Annotated in this window: 17 protein-coding genes; 12 read left to right on the top strand and 5 right to left on the bottom strand. The window is 48.1% G+C overall.

What is annotated here, in order from left to right:
* Positions 1–20: 20 nt before the first annotated feature.
* The 5 genes from D3H65_RS12400 (at position 21) to ftsY (ending at position 2,294) form a co-directional block, all read left to right on the top strand.
* Positions 21–392 carry a hypothetical protein gene (locus D3H65_RS12400; protein ID WP_119050617.1) on the top strand — a complete coding sequence of 124 codons (372 nt, stop codon included), beginning with the start codon at positions 21–23 and terminating at the stop codon, positions 390–392.
* A 139-nt stretch (positions 393–531) separates the two neighbouring features.
* Positions 532–768, top strand: a complete 237-nt coding sequence (gene rpmB, locus D3H65_RS12395; RefSeq protein ID WP_119050616.1) for a 50S ribosomal protein L28 — start codon at positions 532–534, stop codon at positions 766–768.
* A gap of 22 nt (positions 769–790) precedes the next feature.
* The gene (gene rpmG / locus D3H65_RS12390; protein WP_119050615.1) at positions 791–973 is read left to right on the top strand and encodes a 50S ribosomal protein L33; all 183 of its coding nucleotides are present in this window, start codon (positions 791–793) and stop codon (positions 971–973) included.
* A gap of 105 nt (positions 974–1,078) precedes the next feature.
* Complete coding sequence (locus tag D3H65_RS12385) at positions 1,079–1,249, top strand: DUF4295 domain-containing protein (RefSeq protein WP_119050614.1); 171 nt, start codon at positions 1,079–1,081, stop codon at positions 1,247–1,249.
* A 79-nt stretch (positions 1,250–1,328) separates the two neighbouring features.
* Entirely contained in the window at positions 1,329–2,294 is a 966-nt protein-coding gene (gene ftsY, locus D3H65_RS12380) for a signal recognition particle-docking protein FtsY (RefSeq protein WP_119050613.1), read from the top strand.
* A 117-nt stretch (positions 2,295–2,411) separates the two neighbouring features.
* Here ftsY and D3H65_RS12375 read toward each other — a convergent pair whose 3' ends face one another.
* A complete protein-coding gene (locus tag D3H65_RS12375; RefSeq protein WP_119050612.1) occupies positions 2,412–2,894 on the bottom strand; it encodes a hypothetical protein in 483 nt (160 codons plus the stop codon).
* 122 nt (positions 2,895–3,016) lie between these two features.
* On the opposite strand from D3H65_RS12375, the gene rimO reads away from it, so the two are divergent.
* From rimO to bshC, 7 genes are all read left to right on the top strand, one after another.
* A complete protein-coding gene (gene rimO / locus D3H65_RS12370) occupies positions 3,017–4,330 on the top strand; it encodes a 30S ribosomal protein S12 methylthiotransferase RimO (RefSeq protein WP_119054489.1) in 1,314 nt (437 codons plus the stop codon).
* Between the two features lie 87 nt (positions 4,331–4,417).
* Positions 4,418–5,353 carry a dihydrodipicolinate synthase family protein gene (locus D3H65_RS12365; RefSeq protein ID WP_119050611.1) on the top strand — a complete coding sequence of 312 codons (936 nt, stop codon included), beginning with the start codon at positions 4,418–4,420 and terminating at the stop codon, positions 5,351–5,353.
* 188 nt (positions 5,354–5,541) lie between these two features.
* Positions 5,542–7,023 (top strand): aldehyde dehydrogenase (NADP(+)), encoded by a 1,482-nt coding sequence (locus D3H65_RS12360; RefSeq protein WP_119050610.1) that lies wholly within the window; start codon positions 5,542–5,544, stop codon positions 7,021–7,023.
* Positions 7,024–7,141: 118 nt separating this feature from the next.
* Positions 7,142–8,203 carry a 4-hydroxyproline epimerase gene (locus D3H65_RS12355; protein ID WP_119050609.1) on the top strand — a complete coding sequence of 354 codons (1,062 nt, stop codon included), beginning with the start codon at positions 7,142–7,144 and terminating at the stop codon, positions 8,201–8,203.
* 75 nt (positions 8,204–8,278) lie between these two features.
* Positions 8,279–9,439, top strand: a complete 1,161-nt coding sequence (locus D3H65_RS12350) for an aldose epimerase family protein (protein ID WP_245999735.1) — start codon at positions 8,279–8,281, stop codon at positions 9,437–9,439.
* A gap of 87 nt (positions 9,440–9,526) precedes the next feature.
* The gene (locus tag D3H65_RS12345; protein WP_119050607.1) at positions 9,527–10,774 is read left to right on the top strand and encodes an NAD(P)/FAD-dependent oxidoreductase; all 1,248 of its coding nucleotides are present in this window, start codon (positions 9,527–9,529) and stop codon (positions 10,772–10,774) included.
* A 256-nt stretch (positions 10,775–11,030) separates the two neighbouring features.
* Complete coding sequence (gene bshC / locus D3H65_RS12340; protein ID WP_119050606.1) at positions 11,031–12,626, top strand: bacillithiol biosynthesis cysteine-adding enzyme BshC; 1,596 nt, start codon at positions 11,031–11,033, stop codon at positions 12,624–12,626.
* A 3-nt stretch (positions 12,627–12,629) separates the two neighbouring features.
* On the opposite strand, the gene D3H65_RS12335 is transcribed toward bshC, so the two are convergent.
* The 4 genes from D3H65_RS12335 to D3H65_RS12320 form a co-directional block, all read right to left on the bottom strand.
* Positions 12,630–13,517 (bottom strand): DUF6929 family protein, encoded by an 888-nt coding sequence (locus tag D3H65_RS12335; RefSeq protein ID WP_119050605.1) that lies wholly within the window; start codon positions 13,515–13,517, stop codon positions 12,630–12,632.
* Between the two features lie 69 nt (positions 13,518–13,586).
* Entirely contained in the window at positions 13,587–14,102 is a 516-nt protein-coding gene (gene purE / locus D3H65_RS12330) for a 5-(carboxyamino)imidazole ribonucleotide mutase (protein ID WP_119050604.1), read from the bottom strand.
* Positions 14,103–14,256: 154 nt separating this feature from the next.
* Positions 14,257–15,585: a TolC family protein gene (locus D3H65_RS12325; RefSeq protein WP_162915590.1), complete on the bottom strand. Its 1,329-nt coding sequence runs from the start codon at positions 15,583–15,585 to the stop codon at positions 14,257–14,259.
* 12 nt (positions 15,586–15,597) lie between these two features.
* Positions 15,598–18,717: an efflux RND transporter permease subunit gene (locus D3H65_RS12320; protein WP_119050602.1), complete on the bottom strand. Its 3,120-nt coding sequence runs from the start codon at positions 18,715–18,717 to the stop codon at positions 15,598–15,600.
* Between the last annotated feature and the right edge of the window lie 8 nt (positions 18,718–18,725).

Raw genomic sequence — 18,725 nt, 5'->3', positions numbered from 1 at the left:
CGTAAAATTGGACTAACTTTATGGGTACAGTAAATCTCAGGTTATACGATATTTTTAGGAAGGACCTAAAATTGCAGGAAGCAGAAGCGAAGGAATTGGTAGAGGTCATTCATGAGGTAGTAAAAGAAGAAGTGGCTGATAAACATAAACATATAGAACAAATAGTGCAAAAAGACATAAAGCATATTGCTGAGCATATGGATCAGGAATTTGGACGTATGCGGGAGTATATGAGACAGGAGTTTTCCCACCTGGATACCAAATTCGCCACCAAAGAAGAATTAGCCAACCTAAAGGCTGATCTGTCGAAAACCATTTATTTTACTTCCCTGGCCCAGTTAATAGCCATTATCGCTTCGGTGATCTCTTTGGTCCTGATCCTCAAAAAATAATTTCGACCCACTAACCCCCTGATCCTGACAATTTTCCCCGAAATTCACACTGTGGACAATCTTTATTGTAAAAACATCAATTTTCTTTTTAAGTATTCACTGCTAATCGCTACCTTTGCCGTCCTAAATTTTTGAAGTCATGGCAAGAGTATGTCAGGTAACAGGTAAAGTTCCAGTGTCTGGGCACCGCGTTTCCCACTCGAATATCAAATCAAAGCGCCGTTTTCTGCCTAACCTGCAGACCAAACGTTTCTTTTTCGCTGAAGAAGACAAATGGATTACCCTGAAACTGTCTACTGAAGGTATCCGTACCATCAACAAGAACGGTCTGAACAGTGTGGTAAAAGAGTTGAGGGCCAAAGGCGTAAAAATCTAACTTAACGTAAAAGTCTATAACAATGGCAAAGAAAGGAAGCAGAGTACAGGTGATCCTGGAGTGCACTGAGCACAAAACCAGTGGTCAGCCCGGTACCAGCCGCTACATCACCACCAAGAACAAAAAGAACAATCCAGAGCGTCTGGAATTGAAGAAGTTCAACCCGATCCTGAAGAAGGTAACGGTTCACAAGGAAATTAAATAAGTGAGCGAATTTGCTAAATGTACGGTTGTGCGCAGGCTATCCGTGAATAATGCAAACCCGTCATTTTCAAATTTTCAAATTAACATATTTTCAAATTAAAGAATCATGGCAAAGTCAGCTAAAACCGCGATCAAGAAGGACCCCAAACTTGCTGCAGAAGCAAAGAACTGGACCAAAGTGATCCGTGCGGTACGCAGCCCTAAAACTGGTGCATATACTTTTAAAGAAGCTATTGTGCACAAGGATAAGGTAAAAGAATACTTAGCTCAAAAGTAAGTTGGATTTGTAAGTACAATATTAAAAGCTGTTCTGTAGTCAGAACAGCTTTTTGTATTCATTAAACCTTTACAGCAGTATGGGCCTGTTCAACAAATTATTCGGCAAAAAAGAGAAGGAAACCCTCGACCAGGGACTGGAAAAGACCAAGTCAGGTTTTTTATCAAAGCTTACCAAAGCCATTGCCGGCAAGAGTTCTGTAGACGATGAAGTACTGGATAACCTGGAAGAAGCGCTGGTAAGCGCCGATGTAGGTATCGAAACTACGGTACAGATCATTGACCGTATTGAAAAGCGGGTGGCGAAGGACAAATACCTTAACACCAGCGAGCTCAACGGTATCCTGCAGCAGGAGATGGAAAACATATTGGTAGATGCCCCCGAAGCGGAATCCTACACGTTTGCTTCCACATTGCCTGCCAAACCTTATGTGATCCTGGTAGTAGGGGTAAACGGTGTGGGTAAGACCACCACTATTGGTAAGCTGGCCTATAATTTCAAGAAAGCAGGCAAATCTGTATTACTGGGAGCGGCTGATACCTTCCGGGCCGCGGCAGTAGATCAACTCACCATCTGGAGTGACCGCGTAGGTGTACCCATCGTAAAACAAGGTATGGGGGCCGATCCGGCTTCTGTGGCCTTCGATACGGTACAAAGTGGTGTATCCAAAGGCGCCGATGTGGTGATCATTGATACAGCCGGCCGCCTGCACAACAAGGCCCACCTGATGGACGAACTGAGCAAGATCAAACGGGTAATTCAAAAACATATTCCCGAAGCACCCCATGAAGTATTGCTGGTGCTGGACGGATCCACAGGACAAAATGCGCTGGAGCAGGCGCGGCAGTTTACGGCTGCTACGGATGTGACGGCCCTGGCCATCACCAAGCTGGATGGTACGGCCAAAGGTGGTGTGGTACTGGCCATTGCCAACCAGTTTAAGATACCAGTAAAGTTTATCGGCATGGGCGAGAAGATGGAAGACCTGCTGGTGTTTGATAAACACGAGTTTGTCGATAGCCTGTTTAGCCTGGAGAATAAGTAAAAGGAATTAGCTGTTAGGTTCGTAGCCTTTAGCTGGAATTAAATAAGAAAAGGGTGGGTCGCTTTCCAAAAGCGGCTCACCCTTTTCCTTGCTACATTATCAGCAATGAGCTGATGCTTAGAAGGTAAACCTGAAAGCCAGACCTGCCCAGAAATCAAAGTCGGTAGAAGGCGCGAGGTTGAATACCGGGTTGAGGTCAAAGGATACGTTAATAGGTGCGCCGGTGAATTTGTAATCGAGGCCCAGTGTACCACGGAGGGCAAATACTACATCATCGCCATATTTATCCCGTGTTGGGAAAAAGATCAGGCCACCGCCACCCACATACCATTTCAGGCCCTGGGCGCCATTGATATTGTCATGCCATTCGTACAACCCTTCCAGGCCCAGGAAGCCTCTTTCAAACAGGAGAGAGGCGTCAATAGCCCCCTTGTTATTCAGGAAATGTTTAATGTTGATACCACCGGTACTGCCATCTCCAAAATACATTTTGGCGCCGAGGGCTGTGCGGTAAGTGCTGCCGGTTGATTGGGAAAAGGCTGTTTGCGTAAGGGTGAGCAAACAGATCATAGCTACTGCAATAATGGTTACTTTCTTCATGCTTTGTTCATTTACAGGAGGATATATAAATATTGTGCCAAATGTTCCACACCCGGCGGCAACACCCCAACTTAATTACCCTATTCGCCATATCCTTCCTACCTTTGCCGGCTTATATTATTATGAAAACGAGGTCACTAAAAAAAGATAAGGTCAATATTATTACCCTGGGCTGCAGCAAGAACATGGTAGACAGTGAAGTGCTGAGCGGGCAGCTCAAAGCCAATGAAATTGATGTGGTACATGAGAACAGCCGGCTCGACCACAACATTGTAGTGGTAAATACCTGTGGTTTTATTGACAAGGCCAAAGCGGAATCCATCAACACCATACTGGACCAGGTAGAATTGAAGCGCAAAGGCAAACTGGACAAAGTGTATGTGACGGGTTGCCTGAGTGAACGCTACAAGAACAACCTCGAAGAAGAGATACCCGAAGTGGATGCCTATTTTGGCACCATGGAACTGCCCCTTATCCTGAAGCAATTTGAAGCTGATTATAAAGCCGAATTAATAGGAGAGCGCCTCCTGGCAACTCCCAAACATTATGCCTACCTGAAGATATCGGAAGGCTGTAACCGCACCTGTTCTTTCTGCGCTATTCCGCTGATGCGTGGTACGCATGTAAGCAGGCCCATAGAGCAACTGGTAGCAGAAGCCGAGCGGCTGGTACAAATGGGTGTGAAAGAAGTGATGCTGATAGCGCAGGAGCTTACTTATTACGGACTTGATATTTACAAAAAGCGGATGTTGCCCGAGCTGCTGCACAAGCTGGCCGATGTAAAAGGGCTGCAGTGGATCAGGCTGCATTATGCTTATCCATCCAAATTCCCCCTGGAGATACTGGATGTCATTCGTGAAAGAGACAATATCTGCAAATACCTCGATATGCCGCTGCAGCATGCCAGCGACCCGATGCTGAAGGCCATGCGCCGCCAGATCACCAAAGCTGAGATGGATGAACTGATCGTTACCATTCGCGAAAAAGTGCCCGGCATCTGCCTGCGTACTACGCTGATCACCGGATTTCCGGGCGAAACGGCGCAGGATGTGGAAGATGTAAAAGACTTCCTGCGGCAGCACCGGTTTGACAGGGTAGGTATCTTCACTTACTCACACGAAGAAGGCACATCGGCCCATGGACTGGTAGATGATGTTCCCCAGGAAGAAAAGGAAGCTCGTGCGCAGGAGATCATGGAAGTGCAGCAGGAGATCAGTTTTGAGAAGAACCAGGAGAAGGTGGGGCAAACCTTCAAAGTGCTTATTGATAAGAAAGAATCAGGCCGCTACCTGGGCCGTACAGAGTTTGATAGTGTAGAAGTAGACAACGAAGTGATCATCAATAGCACAAAACGGTTAACTCCCGGTGAATTTGTGTATGTGAAGATCACGAAGGCCTATGACTATGACCTGGAGGGGGAAGTAGTAGCTGGTTAGTTTGGAGAATTTTGTACTAAAACTGATTAAATACCGCAAAATAAATCAATCTGTAGCGCCGTAGTTTTGTTATCAAATTTTTAGCCCATGCATTTTGAATGGAAAGGTGTTTTTCCTGCACTAACTACACAGTTTACACCGGAAGATGAATTGGATATCCCTCTTTTTGAAAAGAACCTGGCTTTCCAACTGGAGGCCGGTGTTGATGGCGTTATCCTGGGAGGGTCACTGGGCGAAGCCAGTGTGCTGACTACCCCTGAGAAAGAAATACTGGTTAAAACAGCGCTGCAAAAAACGGCCGGGCAGGTACCTGTGCTGATCAATATTGCAGAAGGTTCAACCCGTGAAGCCGTACAGCAGGCTGCCCTGGCAGCCAAATGGGGCGCTCATGGATTGATGTTGCTGCCTCCCATGCGCTATAAAAGCGATCACCGGGAAACAGTAGCTTACCTGAAAACGGTAGCCCAATCTACCGATCTGCCAATCATTGTGTACAACAATCCGGTGGATTATAAAATAGAGATCACCCTGGATATCTTCGAAGAACTGGCCGAATGCCAGAACATCGGGGCTGTAAAGGAGTCTACCCGTGACGTATCGAATGTAACCCGGATGATCAATCGTTTTGGCAACCGGTTCAAAATATTGTGTGGTGTGGATCCGCTGGCTATGGAAGAGCTGGTGATGGGCGCCGATGGCTGGGTAGCTGGCCTGGTAGATGCATTCCCCCGCGAAACAGTGGCTATTTACCGCCTGGTAAAAGCGGGTCAGCTGGAAGAGGCTGCGGCCATCTACCGCTGGTTCATGCCATTGCTGGACCTCGATATCCATCCCAAATTGGTTCAGTATATCAAGCTGGCCTCTACCCAGGCAGGCATTGGCTCTGAATATGTAAGGGCTCCACGCCTCCGGTTGATCGGTGAAGAGCGCGAAAGGATATTGGAGATCATCAATGAAGGTATCCGCACAAGACCCGTATTGCCGGATTATTTGAATCTTACGCTCGTAAATAATTATCTTTAAAGCTTAGTACATGATGGGCCGCCTTACTGAGGCGGCTCACCTTGTACTGATCGTATCATTTTATACTTGCCTGGCAGTATCCTGACTGCATTAGAGAATTTTGTAAGAACTTCACTGGCCTCCTGGTGCGCGGTTGCGTACCGGGCAAAGATTTTTGTTAGCCTGATTCATGCATAAAGCTATTTATTATGTTTAAAGATGCTACTGTAGCGGAGATCAATATAGTGATGGAAAAGGCCTGGAAGGCTTTCCATGCCTACCGGAAACTATCCTTGAAACAGCGGGCCGGCTTCATGCGGGCTATTGCTGCTGGTTTGGACAATGCTCCCGATGACCTGATACCTACCGCCATGCAGGAGACCAACCTGCCGGAAGCCAGGTTGCGCAATGAGAAAACACGTACGGTATTCCAGTTGACCAGTTATGCTGATGCCTGTGAAAGAGGGGAGTGGCTGGAAGCGCGTATCGATACCGCCAATCCCGACCGCAATCCACCCAAGCCGGATATCCGTAAGTTATTGCTGCCGCTGGGGCCTGTGGTGGTGTATGGCGCCAGTAACTTTCCTTTTGCTTACTCTACCGCCGGTGGCGACACGGCCTGTGCCCTGGCAGCCGGCTGTCCTGTTATTGTAAAAGCACACCCGGCCCATGCGGGTACTTCGGAAATAGTAGCCCGGATCATTCTGGAGGCTGCAAAGCAGTTGCAACTGCCGGAAGGCATTTTTGCCCATGTGCACGCTGCTTCTTTTGAAGTGGGAAAAGCATTGGTTACCCATCCTTATACCAGGGCCGTAGGTTTTACCGGTTCTTATATTGCCGGCAAAGCCCTGTTTGACTGGGCCAATGCCCGGAAAGAGCCCATACCCGTATTTGCGGAGATGGGAAGCATCAACCCCGTATGGTTATTACCCGGCAAATTGCAGCAGTCGGCCGTTGATATTGCCAAAATGTATGCAGGTTCCATCACCCTGGGCGTAGGACAATTTTGTACCAACCCCGGTTTGATCATCGGTATTGAAGGTGAACCGCTGCAGCAGTTCATCACTGCCCTGGGCAATGAAATAAAGCAGGTAGCGCCGGGCACCATGTTGCATCCCGGTATTGCCAAAACATATGCTGAGAAGAAGGCTACTGCGTTGGCTCAGCAGGATGTCGTTACGGTGGCAGAATCTGCCACAGCACCCGCTGCCAACCAGGGCGTACCAGTAGTGGCTTCCGCTTCCGGCAAAGCATTTCTGGCCAACCCGGTATTGCACCAGGAAGTGTTTGGCCCCTATTCACTGGTGATCCGCTGTACAGATTTGCAGGAGATGCTGCAGGTAGCCCTGCACCTGGAAGGACAATTGACCTGTACCTTAATGGCTACCGAACAAGATGTGTTGGAGCAGGAGGAGTTGATCGGCGCCATCCAGAATATCTGCGGACGGTATATCATGAACAGTGTACCTACCGGCGTGGAAGTATGTCTGAGCCAGCATCATGGCGGACCTTTCCCGGCAACCACCGATGCACGCTTTACTTCCGTGGGGGCCGATGGCATTAAACGTTTTGCCAGACCCGTGGCTTTCCAGGGCTGGCCCGACAGCCTGCTGCCTGCTGAACTGAAAAATGGCAATCCCGCAGGCATCTGGAGAACGGTCAACAATCAATTGACAAAGGACAGTCTATAAGAAGATCATAACCTACCTCTCAGAAATAAAGAATGCTAATTAAGGTGAGTCGCCTTGCAGGGCTGCCACTGCCGCGCCGCAAGGCGGCCCACCTTACAGTTACAACCCAATAGTTTTTATGACGAATACCCCCCTTACAAAACATACTTCCACACTGGCCAAACCCCTCCGGGGCGCGGTATTTCATTGTGTGGATGCCCATACCTGCGGCAACCCGGTGCGACTGGTAGCCGGGGGCGGCCCTGCCTTAACAGGGCGTAATATGAGTGAGAAGCGACAACATTTCTTAAAAGAATACGACTGGATACGCAAAGGACTGATGTTTGAGCCAAGGGGGCACGATATGATGAGCGGAAGCATCTTGTATCCACCACACGATCCGCAAAATGATGTAGCCGTACTGTTTATAGAAACAAGCGGCTGCCTGCCTATGTGTGGGCATGGCACCATCGGCACCATTACCATGGCGGTGGAAGAAGGATTGGTAGTGCCTAAAACGCCGGGTATTATCCGTATGGAGGCCCCGGCTGGCCTGGTGCTGATCGAATACAAGCAGGAAGGCAGCAAGGTAAAAAGTGTTAAACTGACAAATATTCCAGCGTATCTTGCGTCTGAAGGGTTAACGGTAGAATGTCCTGAGCTGGGTGAACTGGTGATAGACGTATCTTATGGCGGTAATTTTTATGCCATTGTGGATGTACAAAAGAACTTTAAAGGACTGGAACATTATGCCGCGGATAAACTGATCGCGTGGGCGCGGGAACTGCGTAAACGCATCAACGCACAATATACATTTGTGCATCCGGAAGATCCTACGATCAATGGCTGCTCGCATATCCTGTGGACGGGCGCTGTGCTGGATAAGAGCTCTACTGCCCGTAATGCAGTGTTTTATGGCGACAAGGCCATCGATCGCTCACCTTGCGGCACGGGCACTTCGGCCAGGATGGCCCAGTGGTATGCGAAAGGATTGCTAAAAAAAGGGGATGAATTTGTGCACGAAAGCATAATTGGCTCTAAATTTATTGGCCGTATCGAGGAAGAGATACCCAACGCTTTCGGTACAGGAAAGCCGGCTATCAGGCCAAGTGTGGAAGGATGGGCCAAGATCTATGGATACAACAGTATATCCATTGATCCCGATGATGATCCCTATGCTTATGGGTTCCAGGTGTTGTAGTGGGCGGAGCGGCTAAGATGGAAGGGCGATGGTTATTCAGGTGCGGCGAAACGTTTCAAAACATAAACCAGCTATATGAAATCAACACGATTGATTACGAGTTCCCTGATTTGCATTGGCATGGCCACTGCCATGGTAAGTTGCAATGACAATGCCGCCAACACTTCAGAAAAAACACCAGATTCAACAACAACAGCCGCAAAAATGAGCCTCACACAAGCGCCCTTTGGAACTACTGACGGAAAAGAAGTCATCGAATACACCCTTAAAAATGCGAATGGAGTAAGTGTAACGATCCTGAATTACGGAGGTACCATCACGCACCTGATCACACCCGATAAAAATGGTACAGCCGGTGATGTAGTGCTGGGGTATGATTCATTGAGTGGTTACCAGCAAACCGGTAATCCTTATTTCGGTTCCCTGATCGGCCGTTATGGCAATCGTATTGCCAATGGTAAGTTTACCCTCGATGGTAAAACGTATACACTGGCCCAAAACAACAATGGCAATTCACTGCATGGTGGATTGAAGGGGTTTGATAAAGTAGTATGGACAGGCACACCCGTCAGCGACAGCAGCCTTAAACTCACGTATGATGCAAAGGATGGGGAAGAAGGCTATCCGGGCAACCTGCACACTGAAGTGGTGTATACCTTAACCGGTAACAACGAATTGAAAATTGAATACAAGGCCACTTCAGATAAAGCAACACCGATCAACCTGACCAACCATGCTTATTATAACCTGAGCGCCGGCGCCGATTCTACTGTGCTGGACCACGAGCTGATGCTGAAAGCCGATAAGTATACAGCTGTAAATGACAAGCTGATCCCTACAGGTAAACTGCCGGATGTAAAAGGCACACCGATGGATTTCACTACCTCCAAAAGGATTGGTAATGACATCGCCAAAGTGCCCGGTGGCTTTGATCACAACTGGGTATTGAACAAAGGCGCGGGCCTGGAACTGATCGGTGCTTTGTACCATCCTGCCAGCGGCCGTTATATGGAAGTATTCACAACAGAGCCAGGCATCCAGTTCTATTCCGGTAATTTCCTGGATGGTACTTTGAAAAATACCAAAGGCGGTAAAACCTATGTGAAACATGCCGGTCTTTGCCTGGAAACACAGCATTTCCCGGATTCACCGAATCAGCCTTCTTTCCCGAACACGATTCTGAAGCCGGGCGAGACGTATACGCAAACAACGATCTATAAGTTTTCAACCAAATAAACCCGGAAAGCCGTCCGGGTAGCTGATAAAGGCTCACCCGGACGGCTTTTCTATTTCATAATCTCAAGGGACCTCTGTAAAATTATTATGAGCAAGCAAGTAGTTATTGTAGGTGGTGGTGTTATCGGACTGAGCAGCGCCTTTTATCTGCAAAAGGCCGGTTACCAGGTAACAGTTATCGATAAAGGAGACATTACCGACGGCGCTTCTTTCGGCAACGCCGGTTATGTATCACCCAGCCACTTTATTCCATTGGCCACGCCGGGTATAGTAGCCCAGGGCATGCGGTGGATGCTTAGCTCTACAAGTCCCTTTTACATCAAACCCCGTTTCAACTGGGACCTGCTTCGCTGGTTGCTGGCCTTTTATAAGAAAGCCAATGCTGCCAATGTAACACATGGCGCCCCGCATTTGAATAATATCCTTCAAATGAGCCGTGAGTTGACGGTGGATATGCGTGATCAACTGGGCAATTCCTTCCGTATGCAGGAAGTGGGTTGCTTTATGTTATACAAAAATGCCAATACCGAGAAGCATGAACTGGAGCTGGCCGAAGAAGCCGCCCACTTCAAGGTAGAGACCAAAGTGTTCAGTGCACAGGAAGTACAGGCTATGGAGCCGGATGTGGAAGTGAATGTACGGGGTGGAATATTGTATCCTTCCGATTGCCATATGCACCCCGGTGATTTTATGACTACCCTTAAAAGACATTTGGAGCAGGCTGGTGTAAAGTTGCAATTGAACACAGCGGTAACCGGTTTTGAAAAGAATGGCTCAACAGTAACGGCTGTTATTACCGACAAAGGAAAATTCCCCTGTGAGGAACTGGTACTGGCCAATGGATCCTGGCTGCCGTTGACCGCTAAACTGCTGGGCGTGGACCTGTTGTTACAGGCAGGCAAAGGATACAGCATGACCTATCAGAACGTATCCCATAACCTTCGCCATCCTTCCATCCTCGTAGACGACCGCGTAGCTATGACCCCCATGGGCAATGACCTGCGCATGGGCGGCACCATGGAGATCAGCGGACTGGATAGTCCCACCCTCGTTAAAAGGGCACACGCCATCTTTAAAGCCGTTAAAAACTACTATCCCAATCTCCAGGTAGAATTTGCCCAGGAGAAAATATGGAGCGGATTCCGTCCGCTGAGCCCCGACGGATTGCCTTATATCGGCCGTCACACCCAATACGCCAACCTTACCATGGCCGGTGGCCATGCCATGCTGGGCGTATCCCTTGCAGCCGGTACCGGTAAGCTCGTAGAGGAACTGGTGGGCCGGAAAACGACCAGTATCGATGTGTCGGCTTTTGATGTAGAACGCTTTAAGTAGTTTTGTGTTTGGAGTGTAGGGTTTCGTGTTGCTGCCGCGATTGCAATCTGCTGACAGCAGTTTACTCGCTGATCTTTAAAATAGTTGTTGCAACAACAGGCTGATAATATTTAGTTAGCCTGTAGCACCGTGAAGAACCCGAAACGTTAAACCCGGAACCCGAAACGTAGAACCTTTTCGCTTAGACTTTGTTAAAAATGACCGGCGGGCTGATTTGCCGCCTGCAAGTTGTACTTTTACGATCGTTTAAGCACTTATGAATTGTAACACTACACAATTACCTTACATTGCTACCGGTTATTTCTCGAAGATCGTTACAGATTACCTGCAGCAATCACCTTCTTTGCGTCCATTCTATCAGTATGAACCTACGTTGGAGGGTATAAAAGAAGCTATTACCAGGCGGCAACAATTGCCCTTGCACCGTTCTTTATTGTCGGCTGCCCTCAAAAAGCAATATGCCAACATTACTACTTCGGAAGCGGTGCATAAGAATATTGAACTGCTGCAACAGGACAATACCTTCACCATTACTACGGCACACCAACCGGCCATCTTTACCGGTCACTTGTATTTCATCTATAAAATAATGCACACCATCAGGCTGGCTGAGCAGTTCCGTAAAGAACTGCCTCAATACCAGTTTGTACCTGTATTCTGGATAGGAAGTGAAGATGCTGACCTGGATGAGCTGGGTAATATCTGGCTAAGTGGTGATAAACTGGTATGGGATACCAAACAAACCGGGGCCGTAGGCCGGATGAATACAAAGGGACTGGAGACGATCATTCACCGCATTGAGGGCGAATTGTCGGTGCAGCCGCATGGTAAAGAATTGGTACAATTATTAAAAGACGCCTACCTCAACAGCCCGGACATACAAACAGCTACCTTCAAGTTACTGAATGCCTTGTTTGCTGAATATGGATTAGTGGTGCTACTGCCGGATAATGCAGACCTGAAACGGATCATGCAGCCGGTATTTGAAGACGATCTTTTTAATCAAACAGCTTCGTCTATCGTTGAGAAAACCATTGCGAAGCTGGGAGAACATTATAAAGTACAGGCCAATCCCCGGGCCATCAACCTGTTTTACCTGGAAGGAGGCATCCGTGAGCGTATTGAAAAACAGGGAGAAGAATGGATAGTAGTAGGACAGAACATCCGCTTTACAGCTGAAACACTGAAGCAGGAACTGGAGCAGCATCCCGAACGTTTTAGTCCCAATGTCATATTGAGGGGGATGTACCAGGAAACCCTGTTGCCCAATATCGCTTTTGTAGGCGGTGGTGGTGAAACAGCTTATTGGTTGGAACTGAAAGACCTGTTACAGCATTATAAAGTATCCTATCCTGTATTGGTATTGCGCAATTCCTTCCTGATCGTGGAAGAGAAATGGGAAGACAAGATCAGTAAGTTAGGATTTACCGTAGCCGATTTCTTTCAGTCTGAACAACAGCTGCTGACCGCGTTGGTAACCAGGCATTCAAACGGACACCTGAAACTGGAAAATGAATTGCTGGCAGCCGAGCAATTGTATAAGCAATTGCGGGAGAAGGCCGGGCTGATAGATGAAACCCTGGTGCCACATATCGAAGCGCTGGAAGTAAAGACATTGAAGCCTATACAGGAACTGGAAAAGAAGATGCTGCGGGCTGAGAAGAAGAAATATGAGAACGAGCAACAGCTGATCCATACCATTAAAACGGCGCTGTTTCCTGCAGATGGATTACAGGAACGTATAGAGAACTTTATGCCTTATTATGCACAATGGGGCAAGTCCTTTATCGATTGTGTGTACAAAAGTTCACTGGCTTTGGAGCAGGAGTTTGTGGTATTACATCAGAAATAGCCGCTATAATTTAACGCGTACTTTGAACAGGCAGCTTACGCCATTGTCATTATCAGCCACCAGCTGGAGTTTCAATCGTTCATTCTTTTCTGTTTGAATACATACAGACTCCATCTTATATCCTTTCAATGACTTCTCCGATTCACCCAGGTTGATGTATTCATTGACCTTCATGTCCTTTCTTCCAATCTTACGGGAAGCATTTTCAATGATACCCAGGAAACTGTCGCCAATAGGGCCATCATCCACCGGGTTATCGGTCAATTCCGTAGAAGCGGTAAATACCAGCCAGTCATTTATAGTAGAGTAGGCGAGGCCGGAGATGCCTGCCTGCTTTAGTTTGTTGTCTTTGCCGGGAAACTTGATGGGCAGAATAGACAGCTCACAATCTGCCTGGTGTTTCCAGAAAGTATTTTTGGTAATAATGAGGTGATTATCGGGGTTCTTGCCGGTGCCCCGGTTGCCCAATACAATATAATCTTCTACCAGGGTAGCAGCGGATTCAATATTCAGGTCGGTGATGCCGGCTGCTTTGATACGATCATAGAAAACAGTCATGTCAAATTCATCCTTCAGGTAACTATCGAGATCGAGCAGTACAGCTTTATTGCGGTGTTCCTCTTTGGAACCGGAGCCCAGGATCAGCAGGCGGGGAATGCTGTTTACGAGCACTACTGTCGTTGCTTCCAGATCGGATTTGATCTTTTTGGGGATGCGTTCTTCCTTTGATTCAAACAGGGGAATGCGTTCCAGTTCTTTCCAGCGCTTGTTCATGACCAGCACCTCTTTGGCATCATCACCCACCACAAATACTTTTTCATCGTGAAACTCAATGCCTGAACCAGAAGGAAAAGAGGTGAGTTCTCTAAAGTCTGTCAACGTCAATTTCATATTATGTATTTATACTACCTGCACAAGCGCCTGCTGCCCGGTTATTAATGTAATTGTCACTGCAACAGGTTATTGGTCAAACTGGTTTTGCCAGCCTTCTTGCTTCAGTTTGTCTGCTTTTTTCAACACTTCGGCTTCCAGGTTCTTTTTATACGTAGCTACTTTAGTGCCAATAACCGGGTCGAAGGCGCCTATGATGGAGGCGGCCAGTATGCCGGCATTTTTAGCTGCATTCAGGGCTACCGTAGCTACTGGAATACCATTGGGCATTTGTAGGATGGATAATATGGAATCCCAACCGTCTATAGAATTGGATGATTTTACAGGGACGCCAATTACGGGAAGGGGGGTTAGGGAGGCGACCATACCTGGCAAGTGGGCTGCACCACCGGCGCCGGCTATGATTATTTTGAGTCCTCTTTCCTGGGCTTTGGTAGCATACTCCACCATACGCATAGGCGTACGGTGGGCCGAAACTACTGTTAGTTCGTATACTATACCCAGTTCCGTAAGTATATCAGCAGCAGCCTGCATGATGTTCAGATCACTATCGCTGCCCATTATTATGCCTACCTGAGGACCCATGCAAGGATTGATTTGAACGGCAAAGAAAGGGAAAATTTATAAGTAATACTACAAAAGAATACCCCGGATAATGGTATTTAATATTGGGATTATTGTACAAATTATAGTAAGGGGCGGCAGACAAACCCGCTTGAAAGGGGGGCTGTCTGGTATTTTATTTTACCAGGTCTCCTTTCAGCCGCAATAATTCTGTTTCCGCCAGTTTGGTATTGTACCGGGCCGCGATCAACCGGTTATAAGCATCCTGGAGACTGATCTGCGCTTCCCGCAATTCCAGAAAGGTAGATACCCCCTGGCGAAACCTTTCCAGGGCGATCATTACATTTTCCTTGGCCAGGGCTATATTATCTTCCTCCAGCGCCAGCAGGCGTTTCTGCAATTCATAATCTTTAAAGGAATTGCTGAGTCCTACATCGATCTGAGACCGCTGATTGGCATACACCAGCTGTTGGTACCGGATATCCAGTTCTGCCTGTTTGATCAGCCTTTTGGTATTGAAACCATTCAGGATAGGTACATTCAGACCAAAGCCATAATTGAAACCTTTGTTGCGGTTGAAGAAAGGCTGGTTGATATTTACCGCTACACTGTTGTCACTTTGTGTGAAGTTGTAGGCCGAATTAAATGATAATATGGGAAACAGGTCGGCTTTGCGTTCCCTGAGGGTGATGCGGGCTATGTCGATATTCTTTTTGGCAAACAGGAGCGAGGGGTTGGTCTCTTCAAACTTATTGGCAAGCTCGCCAAACTGCAGGGTAGTGTTAAGAGGAATACTGTCGCTTACATCATAAGTAGCGCCCGTGCGGAAACCAATCAATTGATTGAGGCGGTCACGCAGCTGGTTGATGAGCGTTAACTGGGTTAGTTGGGCGGCTTTCTGTGCATTGAGGTCTACCCTTGCCTGCAACAACTCTGGTTTACTGCCAAGGCCTACCGATAGTTTTTTATCGGCCAGCTTAACGCGTTCTTCATTGATGGATATCTGTTCTTCTATCGCTTTTAATTGTTGTTTCTGCCGTACAATGATATAGTATCCATTGACAACACTGGCCACGGTATTGACTACCTGTGTTTTCACACCCAGTTCGCCCAGTTTTTCCAGCTCTTCCAGTTTATTGCGGGTAGCAAACATTTTAAGACCATCGAACAGGGTCCAGTTGAGGTTCAACGCATAATTCGTGTTGTGTGTCTTTACCGCATCCCTGGTTACGCTGCTATCGCCGCCGCCGTTGCGTTTACTGAATTTTAACTGCTGGTTGTTCCTGTTCCAGGTAGTGCTGGCCGTTCCATTCAACTGGGGCAGGAAAGCAGCCCAGGCATATGAATTATCCAATGCATAGGAGGCTGAATCATTACGGGTAAGCAGGATATCATAATTGTTTTTCAGGGCTGCCATGATTGCCTGCTCCAGGGTAAGGGAATCCTGCGCCAGGACAGGCGTGAGTAAGGTCAACGAAAAAACGAATACAAGAAGACTTCTCATAATGAAATGCATTTATGCATGGTGAACGGCTGGTTGAGGTGTTGTTTGCGCCGCTTCATCCATCAGTTCCATTACACCTTTTTTCTTTTTACGGGACAGGAAAGTGTACATCGCCGGTATCACATACAAGGTAAGGATGAGGGAGAACATGATACCGCCCACAATTACAATACCCAATGGTATCCGGCTGGTGGCCGCTGCGCCCAGTGACAAGGCAATGGGGAGCGCGCCGAGCGACATGGCCAGGCTGGTCATCAGGATGGGCCTTAAACGGGCCTGTGCTGCCTCCGTAACCGCCTGCCGCTTGGGCAAACCTGCCAGTTGTTTTTGATTGGCAAACTCCACAATGAGGATACCATTTTTGGTCACCAGACCAATGAGCATGATCATACCGATCTGCGAAAAGATATTGAGCGTCAGATCAAAGAGCCAGAGTGATAATATTGCACCGGCAATGGCCAGGGGTACAGTGAACATGATCACCAGCGGGTCAATAAAGCTTTCAAACTGCGCCGCCAGTACCAGGAAGATCAATATAAGCGCCAGGATAAAGGCGAAGCTCGTATTGCCGGAGCTTTCAGCAAAGTCCCGGGAAGGGCCCGATAAAGAAGTGGCATAAGTATCATCCAGCAACCGTGCAGCAATATCCTGCATGGTCTTGATACCTTCTCCCAGGGTGCGGCCGGGAACCGTGCTGCCGGAAATAGTGGCCGACTTATACCGGTTGAAATGGTACAGGGTGGGAGGGGTGGTTTCTTCCCGTATACTTACCAGGTTATCCAGTGAAATGATCTCATTGCGGTTATTGCGCACATAGATATTCTTCAGATCCGTAGGATCATCCCGGTCATTACGCGCCACCTGGCCTATCACCTGGTACTGCTTGCCTTCGCGGTAGAAATAACCCAGGCGCAGGTTGCTCAGCGCCAGTTGCAGGGTTTGCGATACATCGGCAATGCTTACGCCCAGCTGGCTGGCTTTGATACGGTCTATATCTATATTCAGTTCGGGCTTATTGAATTTAAGATCGGCATCCACATTCATCAGCACACCGCTTTTATTGGCTTCTTCCAGGAACTTAGGCAGTACATCCTTTAGTTTGTCGAAGTTGTTATTCTGAATAACAAATTGTACCGGTTGGCCGGAGCGGCGGTTCACGGAAATGGTTTGTTCCTGCACCGCAAAGGCCCGGCCTTCAGAATATTTGCCCAGGTTGCGGTTTACCATGTTTACGATATCTTCCTGTGAGCGGGTGCGGTCTTTAGGGTCTACCAGCGTGACCCGTACGTTACCGCTATTCACCGAGCCCGCACCACTAAAACCAGGGGCGGTGATCGTGAGTACGATACGGCGTTCTTCGGGTTTGATAGAATCCAGCATCAACTGGCCCAGCCGGTCCATGTATTTATCCATGTAATCGTAGGAAGTGCCTTCTGGTGCAGTGACCTGTAAACGGAACTGACTGCGGTCTTCCATGGGAGCCAGCTCTGATTTAAGCCCGCCGCCTATAAAGTATATAATGCCAAAACAGGCTACGATCAGTATCAGGGCTATCCAGCGCACCCGCATGAAACCTTTCAATGAATTGAAATAACCTCTTTCCATTCCTTCAAAGAAGGGTTCTGTTTTGCGGTAGAACCAGCTGTGGGTATGCACTTTGCGGGTGAGCTTGACGTTCAGTACCGGGGTAAGCGTAAGTGATACCAGGGCTGAGATCAATACCGCGCCGGCTACCACGATACCAAACTCGCGGAACAGCCTGCCCACAAAGCCCTGCAGGAAGATGATCGGTAAAAAGATAACCGCCAGGGTAATGGAGGTGGCAATGACGGCAAAGTAGATCTCTTTCGAACCTTCTTTGGCAGCCCTGTATTTATCCATGCCCTGCTCCATCTTCTTAAAGATGTTTTCCGTCACCACAATACCATCATCCACTACCAGTCCCGTGGCCAATACGATACCCAGTAAAGAGAGTACGTTGATGGTAAAGCCACTGAGGTACATGATGAAGAAGGCGCCGATCAGCGATACAGGGATATCGATCAGCGGGCGCACGGAGATGATCCAGTCGCGGAAGAACAGGTAAATGATCAATACCACCAGGATCAGCGATATGATGAGGGTTTCTTCTACTTCCGAGATAGATTGTTTGATGAATCGTGTCTGGTCCAGTGCGATATTGAGTTTGATATCGGCTGGTACTTCTTTTTTGAGCTGTTCAAATCTTTTATAGAACTCATCGGAAATAGCCACATAATTGGAACCTGGCTGTGGTACCAGTGCCAGACCGATCATGGGGATCAGGCCTTCCTTCAGTACCGTCTCTTCATTCTCAGGTCCCAGTACGGCTTCTGCCACGTCTTTGAGGCGGATCTCATTGCCATTGACGGTTTTGACGATCACATTATTGAAGTCCTCTTCGGTGAATAAGCGGCCGTAGGTGCGGATCGATAATTCCGTTGTATTACCGGATATTTTACCCGAAGGCAGTTCCACATTCTCGCGGGCCAGCGCGCTCTGCACATCACCAGGTGTGAGGCCGTAGGCACTCAGTTTGGCGGGGTTAAACCATACACGCATGGCCCAGCGTTTTTCACCCCATACCTGGATGGCGCTTACACCAGGAATGGTCTGTAATCTTTCTACCAATACGTTGTTGGCATATTCTGTGGTCTCCAACTGGTTGCGGGTATTGCTCTGCACCGTCATGGAAATGATGGCATCGGAGCTGGCATCTGCTTTGGATACTACAGGAGGCGCCGGAAGGTCATCGGGTAGGGAACGGGAAGCCTGTGATACTTTATCGCGTACATCATTGGCGGCAGCTTCCAGGTCGATACTGAGGTCAAACTCCACATTGATACGGCTGGTGCCCTGGCTGCTGGTGGAAGTAATATTCTTTACCCCGGCAATACCATTGATGGCTTTTTCCAGGGGCTCTGTGATCTGTGATTCTACAATTTCCGCATTGGCGCCGGGATAGGATGTACTTACCCCTACGTTGGGCGGATCAATAGCGGGATAATCGCGCACGCCCAGGAAGGTGAAGCCGATAATACCAAACAACACGATCACGATATTCAACACGGTAGCCAGTACCGGTCGCCGTAAACTCAGCTCAGAAATATTCATGACAAGCG

Origin of the sequence: Paraflavitalea soli, from assembly GCF_003555545.1 — a bacterium.
In the GTDB taxonomy this organism is placed as follows: domain Bacteria; phylum Bacteroidota; class Bacteroidia; order Chitinophagales; family Chitinophagaceae; genus Paraflavitalea; species Paraflavitalea soli.
Note: the sequence above shows the minus strand (reverse complement) of the source record. Positions and strands in the feature narration are given on the sequence as shown.